This window comes from Gloeothece verrucosa PCC 7822 (assembly GCF_000147335.1).
Taxonomy (GTDB): domain Bacteria; phylum Cyanobacteriota; class Cyanobacteriia; order Cyanobacteriales; family Microcystaceae; genus Gloeothece; species Gloeothece verrucosa.
The window spans coordinates 975,826-988,342 of the sequence record NC_014501.1 but is presented as its reverse complement, the minus strand read 5'-3'; the positions used below and the strand labels follow the sequence as shown (position 1 = coordinate 988,342).

Sequence of the window (12,517 nt, the reverse complement as noted above, 5' to 3'; positions counted from 1 at the left end):
TACTTATTGTGATAGGTTTATAACAAATTAAAACGAAGTTTAGCTAAAAAAAATTTCGTGGACGCAAGGAAATTAATATTAGTATGATTAATCAACTGTGGCTCAATCAAATAGTTATTAAAAATATTATCACGATAATTGCTTATTTCAGATGAATTGTCTAAAATACCCAATTTTATGGGGTCTAATAACTGAATTATATTTTGGTTTTGATTATCTTCAAAGCCACCATTTGTATTAACTTGGAAGTTTGGAGCTATAACAAAGTGATTAATATCATTATTACCCATGAGGTTATCGTTTTTCAAATCTTCGACTAAAAGCTGAGAGTCGTTGAAAGCATTCTTAATATTGCTCTGAGGGGAGTTCAGAGCGAAAATATTTTCAGTCCCAGTTTCAGAAAAACTTGTTATGAAGCCACCTGAATATTGTTCTAAATCTTCTCTCCTTTGCAAATCTGTCCAAACAATGTTTCCTAAACTGGTCAGAATTTCTGAATTAGTGCCATTAAAATACTCAGCGTTGCCTCCAGGCCCGTAGGTAAGATCGTTAGCATCATTCGCTTTAGCCACCCAAACGATTCGACCTATCTCGCGTTGTTGAACGGCTTCCATCATGCGGCGAGTAGCATCTAAAGTATTTCGTCCTGCATTTTCCGAGCCATATTCACCAACCATAATAGGAATGCCCTGGTTGTGTAAGATATCAAAGTATTGACCAATATTTTGTCCATTCCACTGATCGTAAGCATGAATTGAAAAGAGAATATTTTCGTTACCTTCCATGATTTCGAGAGCGTGGTTAGGAATCGTTTGCGTCCGGTAATCTTGACCCCAAGCTTCTCCGTCAACGATAATCAGATTGTTAGCACCTTGGGAGCGAATAATATCAATCAATTCACGGTGGTAACTTACCCATTGACTAGGATTAGCCCAACCATTTCCTGGCTCATTTTGTAAATTAAACCAAACATAGGGATTATTACCAAATTCTCGCGCCATATCCCGCCAATAATTTTTGAGAATTTCAAAATCATTGCCCGTATAATAACAGCCGATGCGATCATGAGCATCAAAAATTACTACTGCCCTCTGACTGGTAAAAGCATCAACAATCCGATGGTCGCTGGCATATTTATTTAAAGCCGGATTAGGCTGATTATAAGTGCCCAATAGGTAATTCGGAACTCTAATCGTGTTAAATCCCCAATTATTTAGATAAGAATTGACATTAGAGGTTCCCTCCCAAGCAAACATATTGGTTCCTTTAATAATAAATTCTTGTCCATCGGGAGTATAAATTTTCGTCTCTAAAACTTGAAAATTAGGATTATTTTGATTTAAAAAAGTCATTTGTTAACGATTTTTAATTTAATTTGATTTTAGACAATTTAGAAGCGGGCAAAAGCTGAAAATGTCAAAAATTAGGAATTAAATGTCACAAAATTTCCTAAAATATAAAAATATTGATATTTTGAGCAAATTTTATCTAAAAAATGAGAAGGATCTTTGTCGGTTTTAAAATCCTCAGCTTTTATTATCTAGCATTTTTTTTTAATTGAACAGGTAGAAAATACAGAAGAGATGATTAAATAACTCTTAATTTAGGGTCAATCATATCAGTGATTATAGCGATTTTAAAATGATGAGTTTCTCTTATCTTGCGCCTGACAATTTTGAAGAAAATCTATATTATGTTGAATAGGAATAGTCTGAAATACAGAAAGGAGCGTTAAATTAGTACAAAAGTTCTGTGAGTTTGACCTGCTCCCTAGGACTCAGATCTTGCACCAACCAATTTTCCTGTTGAGAGCGGGTGTGGGGGAGGCACGGATGGCGAGAAAACCTCGCTATGTTGAGTGCCGTTGTCGGGTGACCTCCTAGCACAAGCGACTGTGCGTAGCGCGGAGCATCGTGGGGTGTAGGGAATAGAAAAATTAAAGAGATTGTACAATTATGAAGCTCTTGTTCGCAGTCTTATGATTAACGCTCTCCTTTTTTATTATTTTTGGGCCCCTACTTCCACTACGCCCCATACCCTACACCCCACACCCTACCCTCACCAATACCATTAGACACAGGTGCAAGATCTGAGTAGGAGACTACTGCCCTGTTTTTTAATCAAACTCATCAATAAAAATTAATTTTAATCAAATAAATTAAAACATAATCCTCTAAAAACATAAATATAAATAAGTTTTTCTTTTATTGTGAAAAATATGTATTAATTTGTTTTAACCGTAAATTGCTCTTATTAATTTATAAACTTTTTGTCCTGCGATGACTTATACTAATCATATTTTTTGGGTAAAATTTAATTTTTTTGGTAAAGTTTTAATAATTTTTCCAAAAAAAAGTAAAAACTTCTGCTTAAAAGCTCATCTGTGAAATTTTGCTAAATATTTAGATTATCTAAGAATTTATGTCATTTTTCAGCAATTCAAACAATTTGGATAGTCATTAAAATTAATTACTATTACAAAAATAATAAGTAAATATAACTTACGGAAAACCGATAATAAATTATTATTCAATATTTTTTTTGATAAAAATTAAGTGTTTAAACGGTATTTTTTAGTCAGCATTATTTATATCATTCACTTAGATAAGTGATTTAGATCACAACCCTCTGAGCCACAAATCAGTTATTAATAAAATAAGGTTAAAAAGATAGTTTTCTTTTAGTAATTATTTCTAGAATTTAAAAACATGAAGCTTGTTTCTGTTATTATACCTACCTACAATGCTGAAATTTATATTAAGCAGACTCTTGAGTCAGTTTTAGCTCAAACCTATTGTGATCTCGAAATTATTATTGTTGATGATGAATCCCCGGATCGCAGTATTGAAATTTGCCAACAATTTAACGATCCTCGGATCAAAATTATTCATCAGAAAAATCGGGGATTAGCGGGTGCGCGTAATACAGGAATTCGTCACGCCCAAGGGGAGTATTTAGCTTTTTTAGATGCTGATGACCTTTGGTTGCCAGAAAAGCTAACTCTCCAGATTGAACATTTAGAAAATAATCCCGAGGTGGGGGTTAGCTTTAGTCGTTCTCGTTTTATTGATGAAAATGGAGAATATATCGGGGTTTATCAAATGCCAAAATTAACTGGTATTACCCCAGAACATCTGTTATGCCGCAATCCGATTGGCAATGGTTCAGCCCCTGTGATTCGTCGAAAAGTTTTTAATGCTATTCGCTTCCAAAAGAACCTTTATGGACAAGAGGAAGATTTTTATTTTGATGAAAGTTTCCGTCAATCAGAAGATATTGAATGCTGGTTTCGTATTGTTACGCAAACTCACTGGAAAATTGAAGGGATTCCCGATGCTTTAACTCTTTATCGAGTTAATACTCAAGGTCTTTCTGCTAATATCCTTCCTCAACTAGACTCATGGGAAAAGTTGATCGAAAAACATCGCCCCCAAACTCCAGATGTTGTGAACAAATGGGAACATCAAGCCAGAGCCTATCAACTGCGTTATTTGGCACGTCGGGCTGTACGCTTAAAAGATGGTCAAATGGCTGTGAAATTAGTTAATCGCGCTCTTTTAAGCGATTGGAGAATTATTATTAATGAACCTAGTCGTACTGTTTTAACTCTATTTGCTGCCTATTTACTCAATTTTTTACCCTCCTCAACTTATCCTCAACTCGAATTACTTGCTTTAAAAATCACCGGATATTTACAAAAAATTAAAATTGGACAAGAGCAAAGTAAATTTTACAAATCAATAGAATCCTCTAGTCATTAAACTCAACTTCATCTGTTCTATTTATTCGAACAAAGTTTAAGACATTTTTTCCAATTAGCCATGAAAAATATTTCATCAATTTACACTTTTTTCACTTGTCTGTTTCCCTAATATTTAGCCATGAAAATTTTGCTAGTTTCTTCAACAGGTGGTCATTTTAACGCTTTACAACAACTCCGCTCTTTTTGGAGTCAGCATGAGTGTATTTGGGTGACATTTGACACAGAATCGACACGCATTGCTCTGCAAAATCAATCAGTTTACTGGGCTTTTTCACCCACTAATCGTCACTTACTCAATCTAATGAGAAACTTTTTACTAGCTTGGCAAGTGATCAAGTTTGAACGGCCTCAATTAATTTTATCTACTGGTGCTGGGGTGGCGGTTCCCTTTATTATTTTAGGTAAACTTTTTCGATGCAAAACGGTTTTTATTGAGTCTTACACCCGGATTAAGGAATTAAGTTTATCTGCTCGTTTAGTCTTACCTTTTTTAGATAAACTTTATGTTCAATGGCCAAGCTTAAAGACCAAATATCCTCAAGCAGAATTCTTGAGTGATTTCTGCCGAAAAGTAACCCATTAAATGAGTAAAAAATAAATTTTTTAGAGATTTATTTTGCTCAAAATAAAAAGATCTTCAAAAACTATCCTGTAAATTATTTTTTTCAACAAAAACAACTCAACAAACAAGGAAAAAATAATTATATTTACAGTGAGAAAAGAGGATTAATTTTATGCAGAATCAATACCCTTGTCAGTCTTGTCACCCGAAAAAATGTAGCTTTGTTCAGAAGTCTTATTTACTTCAAGTTCCTCCTCAATTAACTATTGTAGAAACTCAGCTATTCCAACAAAATTTTGAAGCAATTTGTCATCAATTATCAAGTCCTAAGCGAATTATATTAGATTTTGTTGAAACTCATTGGATAGATGGTAGCGGAATCATAGGACTAGCTAAAATAGCAAAACTAGCGGCTCAAGAGGAAATTACTCTAGTTAGCTGGAGTATATCACCCCAAATTCAACAAATTTTTTTAAAAGCTGGATTATCGCAAGAATTTAATACTGAGTCTTGTAAAGATACAATTTTTATTTGTAATACTCCTATCAGGTCTCATCCTTCCGTCACTTCCAAACTTAAACGCGGAATCGATATTGTAGGAGCCTTAGTCGGGTTAGCCATTACTGCTGTTTTATTTATTCCTATTGCCGTTGCTATTAAATGGGATAATTCAGGGCCAATTTTTTATAGCCAGATTAGACGAGGTTATTTAGGTAAACCTTTTCGTATTTGGAAATTTCGTTCAATGGTCACAAATGCTGAAAAACTTAAGTATAAAATACAGAATCAAGCTAATGGACCTATTTTTAAAAATGAAAACGATCCTAGAATTACCCGCGTCGGTCGTTTTTTAAGAAAAACTAGCTTAGATGAATTTCCTCAGTTTTGGAATGTTCTGTTAGGAGATATGAGTTTAGTGGGTACTCGTCCACCTACTTTAAATGAAGTGGAACAATATGAAATTGTTTATGGCCAACGTTTAAATGTTAAACCGGGCTTAACGGGAGAATGGCAAGTTAATGGACGGTCAAAAATTCTTAACTTTTGTGAAATTGTTAAACTGGATTTAAAATATCAAAAAAACTGGAGTGTTTACTATGATTTAAAAATTATCTTTAAAACTTTTTATGTTTTATTTAGCCGGGGTAATGGAGCTTATTAAATAATTAATTTTTTTAATTTATTGCTTAGAGCTTAGAACTTTTTAGGACATTCATCTTAATAGGAGATAGCAATCGTGGTTTTCCCCAACTTTCTGATTATTGGTGCGGCTAAGGCTGGAACCACAGCTTTACACAGTTATTTACAACAACATCCACAAATATATATGACTCCTGAAAAAGAAACAAACTTTTTTGCTTTTGAAGGTAAAAAGCTTAATTTTCAAGGTACGGGTGATGAAGCCATTAATAAATTTTCTATTACCGATATAATTAATTATGAAAAAGTATTTAATCAAGTAAAAAATGAAATAGCAGTTGGAGAAGCTTGTCCCCTTTATCTTTATTCTCCAGAAGCAGCCGCCAAAATCAAGACTTATCTTCCGAATGTTAAGTTAGTGATTATTTTGCGTCATCCCGTCTCACGAGCTTACGCTAATTTTTTGCATTTAGTTCGAGATGATAGAGAACCAAACAAAGACTTCTTTCAAGCTTTACAATTAGAATCTCAACGAATTAAAGATAATTGGGAATGGTTTTGGCATTATATTCAACTTGGGTTTTATGCTCAACAGTTAAAACGTTATTACGAACTCTTCTCTTCAGAGCAAATTCAAGTTTATCTTTATGATGATTTTTTAGTTGAGCCAATTAAAATTATACAAAATATTTTTGATTTTGTTCAAGTTGATAAAACTTTTTTACCAGATTTGTCGATACGTCCCAATAAATCGGGTATGCCTAAAAATCTTTTGCTACATCGATTTTTAACAAAACCCAATCCCATCAAAACTTTACTTAAGCCACTATTTCCGACTTCAGTTAGGCAAAAAATTCAGCATCAAAACTTAGTTACCCCTGAAATTTGTTTAGCTAGTCAAAAATTATTATTAGATTTGTATCGAGAGGATATTTTAGAATGTCAAGATTTAATCGGACGTAAATTATCAAATTGGCTAAAATAAATTGAGGCAAAGTTATTCAAATTAAGGGTAAAATTTTTAACAAGTTATGACTAAACCCAAAATCTTACATCTTATTGGAGATCAACGATTTGGAGGTTCTAACCATCTGGTTAAACAGCTAGTTGACTCTTCATTGCAGAAAAAATTTGATTTTGTCGTTCTAAAATTAGAAGAGGCTAAACTTCAATTAAAACAATTACGCCCCGCTCTCATTATCTTTCATTATCCCTGTGCTTGGAAATACCTGTTAGACCTAGTATTTCTCAAACGATATAGCCCGGTTTTTATTTGCGATCATCATTACTGCCAAGGGTTTGAAAAGTATCAAGTCCCCTCAGTTTTTCGTTTTCATCTCATGTTAAAGATAGCATATTTAATTGCCGACGGAGTGATCAGTATCTCAGTTGCTCAACATGATTGGATGAAAAAACATCAATTAGTAAATTCAACTAAGGTTAGAATTATTCAGTCTGCCTCTAAAATTGATGCGCTTTTAAATATTGAGACAAAACCTTGCCAAAGCCCTTTAAAATTGGGAGCTTATGGACGGTTTGCCCACCAGAAAGGATTTGATGTTCTCCTCAATGCTATCGCTCTTTTACCTCCTGAACTATTTCAGCTTTATTTAGGAGGTTATGGACCTCAAGAGGCTCAAATCCAAGCTATAGTTGCAAAACTGCCTCAAGTAAAATTTTTAGGCAAAATTAATGATTTACCCGCTTTTTTGTCCTCTTGTGATGTAATTGTTGTGCCCTCCCGATGGGAAGCTTGCGGATTGGTCTGTTTAGAAGCCAAAGCGGCTGGAAAACCGGTTTTAGTGTCGGCGGTAGATGGTTTATGTGAACAGGTGAACAACTGCGGGATATTAGTCCCACCCGATAATTCACAACAATTAGCTGAAGCAATTTTCTCTCTTCCAGAGCAAAACCTGGCACTTTGGGGAAAAATTGGGCGAGAGTCAGTTAGAAAAGCGTGGTCTGATTTTCTCATCCAATGGGAACAGTTTTTACAAGAAGTAATCACCAACAAATCTTTTGAATCTCAATAAGAATGCTCTTTAATATTTTAAAAGCCAAACTCAAACAGATAGATAGTCCCTTCGTTCGAAATGTGGGATGGCTGGGGGGATCTGGGGCTGTTATTCGAGTATCTCGTTTAATCACTACCGTGATTCTTGCTCGTTTTCTTTCCTCCTATGATTATGGATTAGCCGCCATTATTTTGACCACTAATGAATTTATCCGTGTCTTTTCTCGTAACGGCGTTGGGATTCGACTGATCCAAGGGGATGAAAAACAGTTAGAGGCTTTATCCCAGTCCGCTTATTGGCTTAACTGGGTGGTTTTTGCGGGACTATTTGGATTACAGTGTGGGGTGGCGTTCCCTTTGGCTTGGTTTTATGATGATAAGCGTCTCATTTTGCCGATTTGCGCTATGGCCTTAAATTTATTGTTGATTCCCTTTGGCCTGGTTCAAGCGGCTTTACTCCAACGAGAAGGACGTTTTAAAGTGATTGCCCTGACCGAAATGTTACAAATTTCCACAGATAATATACTTTCGGGTATTTTAGCTTTTTTTGGCTTAGGAATGTGGGCGATTGTACTACCTAAAATCTTGGTAGCTCCCATTTGGGTTTATATCATTATTAAAAACCATGCGTGGCGGCCTCATGGACAATTTACGACCCGTCATTGGGGCGAACTATTTCAGTTTGGACGCAATATTTTAGGGGTAGAATTACTCTATACCCTACGGGCGAATTTAGATTATTTGATTATTGGACGTTTTTTAAGTGTAGAGGCTTTAGGAATCTATTATTTTGCTTTTAATGCTGGTCTGGGTATTAGTTTAAGCGTTATGTCTTCGATAAAATCCGCTTTACTGCCTCATTTATGTGATGCTCGTGCCCACCCTCAACTATTTAAAGCCAGATACTACCATAGTCTAAAAACCATTGGATTAATCTTGATTCCTTTAGTTTTGCTACAATCAGGTTTAGCACCCTTTTATGTTCCCCTTGTCTTTGGTCACAAGTGGATTCCGGCAATTCCAATTCTGATTTTAATTTGTTTGTCCGCTATCTCTAGACCTTTTGCTGATTCGGCTTCCCAGTTATTACTAGCTGTGGATCAACCCCAAAAAGACTTAATGTGGAATTTGATATTTACTGCTATATTTGCTGTAGGGTTGCTCATAGGCGTTCACTGGCAAAGCTTAGGTGTAGCCTTTGCGGTCTTGTTAACTCATCTGATTTGTTTACCAGTGTTTACTCTTTGGGTCATGCGATATGTCTTTCGGACTCAATTGCAATATAACGAAATTTAGAAATGTTTTTTTTCTGAGCGTCGTGACACTTATTTGTTTAAAGGCCTCATCGGGGTTAAGCTTGCCTCTGTCTCCTGGCGATCGTTTAGAAGTTTCTATTCCCAATGAAAAGTATTTTACAGGGGTTTATGAAGTTAACCAAGATGGGAATTTAGAAATCCCTTATTTAGGTCTTTTAGCTGTAGGCGGATTAGAACCGATTGAAGTTCAGCAAAAGTTGAGTCAAGCGTTAATCGAGCAACAATATTTTCCGCCGGGGAAGCTAAAACTTAGTATTGAGATTTTACGCTGGGCCCCGATAACTGTTACGGTCAAAGGAGAAGTCTTCAATCCCGGTAGAGTTTTAATTAATGAAAATAATCAAACTGAACAAAACAATACATTTACCTCAGAATCCCGTCAAATTACTGGGAGCAATCCCCTTAACCGCTATTTAACCGATGCAATACGGGCTACCGGTGGGGTTTTACCTTCAGCAGACCTTCGTCATATTCGTATTATTCGCGCAGAGCAAGAAATCGTCGCCGATCTTTCTGGAGAATTTAGTGGTGAACCTGTAAAAGATATTCCTCTAGTCGCTGATGATCAAATTATCGTGCCGGATCTAGGGCAATTTCAAGCTGAATTAGTGCGTCCTTCTCAAATTACTCCCCCCGGTATCAAAGTTTTTGTCTCGAACCTTTCTGTGCCGGCAACGAGTAATGCTACTTCGGCTATCGGAAACCGAGAAGAAGGAATTACTTTTCCTTATGGAGCAAGGTTCAGCCATGCCGTTATTTCCGCTAACTGTGCCGGTGGAACTAAACCGACTAATGCTGATCGAAAGGCGATTTTAGTGCGTGTTAACCGAATTTCTGGGGAGACAACCGTTATTGAACGTAAAGTCGAAGATTTATTAAGAGAATCCCAAAATGATCAAGATAATCCTTTTTTAATGCCAAGAGATGGAGTCGCTTGTTATGATTCTGAAATCACTAATACTAGAGATGTTTTTCGTACTATTGCCGATTTTTTAAGTCCTCTTAACCCTCTATTACTTTTACGAAATCTGTTTCGCTGATGGCTATTACATCATCTGGTTCTGTATCTCAAAAAACTCCCGATGCGAAAAGAGAATTTATTTGGTTGCGGTTGATTAAATATTTTACTCTTGCCATTCTTGCTAATGGTGCATTATGGGGAATTTCTTTTCGTTATCTTAAAACCGCTAAACCCAGCTATATCAGTGAAGCGATTTTAAATGTAGCGATGAATAGTGCAGGAGTTAGTGTTAATTTACCTGATATCGGGCAAGCTTTAACCTCAAATTCTTCAGCTTTTAACAGTTCTTCAGACCCCAGAGAGAACTATAAAATTATTGCCAGTAGCCCCTCTGTTTTAAAAGCCGCAGCCTATAAACTTAAATTATCAGAAGAAGACTTTGGTGAAGCGAAAATTACTATTATCAATAATACTACCATGCTCCGTTTATCTCTCAGTGCTAATAATCCCCAGTTAGCACAAAAAAAATTAAATATACTTTATATAGTTCTTACTCAACGAGTTAATACTTTACGGCAAGCTGAACAAAAAGAACGTAGTAAATCCAATCTCCAATCCCTTATCGAAGCTCAAAAAAAATTGACCAATGCTCAACATCGTTTATCTCAATATAAAGCCCGATCTGGCTTTAATTCTTCGGAGCAAGTTAAAAGCTTAATTAATAACATTGAAGACTTGAGAAAACAGCGCTCAGAAATTTTTGCCCAACAGCAACAAACTGGGCGACAATTACAACAGTTATCGGTCAATTTAAATCTTTCTCCCCAAGAAGCCGCAGATGCTTTAATCTTACAAACTGATCAGCAATTTCAAAAAACTTTAACTGAATATACCACAGCAACAACGACTTTAGCCAGTTTATTACCTGATCGTGGAGTTAATTATCCTGATGTTGTTGATGCCAAACAAAAGCAAGATGCCGCTTTGCAAATGATGTTGGAACGAGCAAAAGTATTATTAAATCGAGAAGTTTACCCATCAATTTTACAACGTCTTAATCTTGATAATAGTGGGGGTTCAGGCGTAAAACGAGCAGAATTATTTCAAAATCTAATAACCCTCTCTTCTAACTATCAAGGATTAACGGCTCAAGTCAGAACTTTTACAGAACAAATCAAACAATTAGAAGCTAGATTAAATACTCTCTCTCAAAAAGAATTGGTTTTAGATGATTTGTTAAGGGAATTACAGATTTCTGAAGCTATCTTTGCCTCTACTCTTGCTAAAGTTGATTTGGGCAAAGGTGATTCTTTTGGTGCTTTTCCTCTGATTCAAATGATTGAAGAACCTACTCTTGCCGATACGCCGGCTTCTCCTAAACCGAAGTTAGTATTAGCGGGTTCTTTAATTGGTTCAATTTTTATTACTTTAGGACTCACTTTAATTTGGTGGCGAAGCTCTATTTTAACGACCACTAAACGAATAGTCAAGGAAATTTTAGCTTAATGAGTGCTAAACCAATTCAGCCCCAAAATTTTCCTGAAGCTGTAGTCTGGTATGCCATCACTTGGACTTATGGATTTTACCTAATTGGAGCCATGTATATTGTTGGGGCATTAGTTGCTTGGATATTGGGGTTTTACCTACTTTTAAAACTCTGGCTACAATCCGATGAGACTCCATCAGAGCAACGCATTTCTATTCCTTTCATTACTTGGGTTTGGATTATGGGAATGTTGGCCATGGAAGTCGCATTAATTGTCGGACATCTTGATTATAATTTGCCTATTTCAACTCTCATTAAATCTTCTATTGGCTGGAGTAAAGGTTGGGCGTTACTAGCTTTGTATCCTTTAGTGGGATGTTTACCTATTCGTCCCCAAATTATTTATAAAGCGACTTGTATTATTTGTTTTCATACTCTCTTAATTTGCCCTTTATTAATTATCGCTCCTATCCTCCACCTACCCGAAATCCTTTATGTTTCTCCCCTAAAAGCGGTTGGTGGTCCCGGCACGACTTTTTTTGATGTTTCTTTGTATGAAATTGATTTTGATGGTGAAATTCGCCAACGCTTATTTACCCCTTGGGGGCCGGCATTAGGATTTTTAGCTAATATTTATTTTCTTCTTGCTTTAGGAGAAAAAAATTATAAATGGCGTTTCTTTGGTATTCTGGGAGCTTTGTTTATGGGTTATGTCTGTAAGTCGCGGTTAGCTTTAGTTTCTATTTTACTAACTCCAGTGTTGACTTTTTTCCTTTCTCGTCTTACTCGTCCTTTCATTCAAATCTTTTTAGGGATTGCTTCTGTAATTAGTGGAATTCTTTCACCTTTATTATTAAATATAATAGATACTGTTTGGACGAAATTTAAAGAAGCGAGGGCAGAGTCCACGAGGGTACGAAGCACCCTCAGAGAAATTGCCGGATATCGTTGGGAAACTGAAGCACCGATTTGGGGTCATGGAATCGTTGAAACTGGCCCTCATTTAGTTGAGTATATGCCTATTGGCTCCCATCATACTTGGTTTGGTTTATTATTTGTCAAGGGAATTGTTGGCTTATTAGCTTTAGCGATTCCTATGCTTTTAAGTTTTATCGTACTCCTGTTTAAATCTCAGGCAAAACAAACCGCAAGAACCGCTTTAGCTATTCTGTTTACTTTATTCCTTTATACTTTTGGAGAAAATTTAGAAATTCTTGCTTATTTATTTTGGCCTGGCTTAGTTGTGATGGGAATTGCTTTTAAAGAATAGCGATT

At 35.8% G+C, this 12,517-nt stretch carries 10 protein-coding genes; 9 read left to right on the top strand and 1 reads right to left on the bottom strand.

Annotated elements, in window-relative coordinates:
* Positions 1 to 17: 17 nt before the first annotated feature.
* On the bottom strand, positions 18 to 1,352 hold the full coding sequence (locus CYAN7822_RS04420) for a glycoside hydrolase family 5 protein (RefSeq protein ID WP_013321040.1): 1,335 nt from the start codon (positions 1,350 to 1,352) through the stop codon (positions 18 to 20).
* Between the two features lie 1,356 nt (positions 1,353 to 2,708).
* Between CYAN7822_RS04420 and CYAN7822_RS04415 the strand changes: the two genes are divergently transcribed.
* From CYAN7822_RS04415 to CYAN7822_RS04375, 9 genes are all read left to right on the top strand, one after another.
* On the top strand, positions 2,709 to 3,761 hold the full coding sequence (locus CYAN7822_RS04415) for a glycosyltransferase family 2 protein (protein ID WP_013321039.1): 1,053 nt from the start codon (positions 2,709 to 2,711) through the stop codon (positions 3,759 to 3,761).
* A gap of 120 nt (positions 3,762 to 3,881) precedes the next feature.
* Positions 3,882 to 4,346: a PssD/Cps14F family polysaccharide biosynthesis glycosyltransferase gene (pssD, locus tag CYAN7822_RS04410; protein WP_013321038.1), complete on the top strand. Its 465-nt coding sequence runs from the start codon at positions 3,882 to 3,884 to the stop codon at positions 4,344 to 4,346.
* A gap of 151 nt (positions 4,347 to 4,497) precedes the next feature.
* Positions 4,498 to 5,487: a sugar transferase gene (locus tag CYAN7822_RS04405; RefSeq protein ID WP_013321037.1), complete on the top strand. Its 990-nt coding sequence runs from the start codon at positions 4,498 to 4,500 to the stop codon at positions 5,485 to 5,487.
* A gap of 75 nt (positions 5,488 to 5,562) precedes the next feature.
* Positions 5,563 to 6,450: a sulfotransferase family protein gene (locus tag CYAN7822_RS04400; protein ID WP_013321036.1), complete on the top strand. Its 888-nt coding sequence runs from the start codon at positions 5,563 to 5,565 to the stop codon at positions 6,448 to 6,450.
* A gap of 46 nt (positions 6,451 to 6,496) precedes the next feature.
* Positions 6,497 to 7,498 (top strand): glycosyltransferase family 4 protein, encoded by a 1,002-nt coding sequence (locus CYAN7822_RS04395; RefSeq protein ID WP_013321035.1) that lies wholly within the window; start codon positions 6,497 to 6,499, stop codon positions 7,496 to 7,498.
* Positions 7,499 to 7,500: 2 nt separating this feature from the next.
* Complete coding sequence (locus CYAN7822_RS04390; protein WP_013321034.1) at positions 7,501 to 8,775, top strand: lipopolysaccharide biosynthesis protein; 1,275 nt, start codon at positions 7,501 to 7,503, stop codon at positions 8,773 to 8,775.
* A 22-nt stretch (positions 8,776 to 8,797) separates the two neighbouring features.
* Positions 8,798 to 9,835, top strand: coding sequence for a polysaccharide biosynthesis/export family protein (locus tag CYAN7822_RS04385; protein ID WP_245602689.1), 1,038 nt, complete (start codon positions 8,798 to 8,800; stop codon positions 9,833 to 9,835).
* A complete protein-coding gene (locus CYAN7822_RS04380; RefSeq protein WP_013321032.1) occupies positions 9,835 to 11,262 on the top strand; it encodes a GumC family protein in 1,428 nt (475 codons plus the stop codon). Before CYAN7822_RS04385 ends, CYAN7822_RS04380 begins: the two co-directional genes overlap by 1 nt.
* Positions 11,262 to 12,512, top strand: a complete 1,251-nt coding sequence (locus CYAN7822_RS04375; RefSeq protein ID WP_013321031.1) for a capsular polysaccharide biosynthesis protein — start codon at positions 11,262 to 11,264, stop codon at positions 12,510 to 12,512. Before CYAN7822_RS04380 ends, CYAN7822_RS04375 begins: the two co-directional genes overlap by 1 nt.
* The last annotated feature ends 5 nt before the right edge of the window (positions 12,513 to 12,517 follow it).

What these genes read in the sequence shown, in the direction of transcription:
- CYAN7822_RS04415 (WP_013321039.1), top strand. Translation starts at nt 2,709, where the DNA reads ATGAAGCTTGTTTCTGTTATTATACCTACCTACAATGCTGAAATTTAT.
- CYAN7822_RS04390 (WP_013321034.1), top strand. Translation starts at nt 7,501, where the DNA reads ATGCTCTTTAATATTTTAAAAGCCAAACTCAAACAGATAGATAGTCCC.
- CYAN7822_RS04380 (WP_013321032.1), top strand. Translation starts at nt 9,835, where the DNA reads ATGGCTATTACATCATCTGGTTCTGTATCTCAAAAAACTCCCGATGCG.
- CYAN7822_RS04395 (WP_013321035.1), top strand. Translation starts at nt 6,497, where the DNA reads ATGACTAAACCCAAAATCTTACATCTTATTGGAGATCAACGATTTGGA.
- CYAN7822_RS04405 (WP_013321037.1), top strand. Translation starts at nt 4,498, where the DNA reads ATGCAGAATCAATACCCTTGTCAGTCTTGTCACCCGAAAAAATGTAGC.
- CYAN7822_RS04420 (WP_013321040.1), bottom strand. Translation starts at nt 1,352, where the DNA reads ATGACTTTTTTAAATCAAAATAATCCTAATTTTCAAGTTTTAGAGACG.
- CYAN7822_RS04375 (WP_013321031.1), top strand. Translation starts at nt 11,262, where the DNA reads ATGAGTGCTAAACCAATTCAGCCCCAAAATTTTCCTGAAGCTGTAGTC.
- pssD (WP_013321038.1), top strand. Translation starts at nt 3,882, where the DNA reads ATGAAAATTTTGCTAGTTTCTTCAACAGGTGGTCATTTTAACGCTTTA.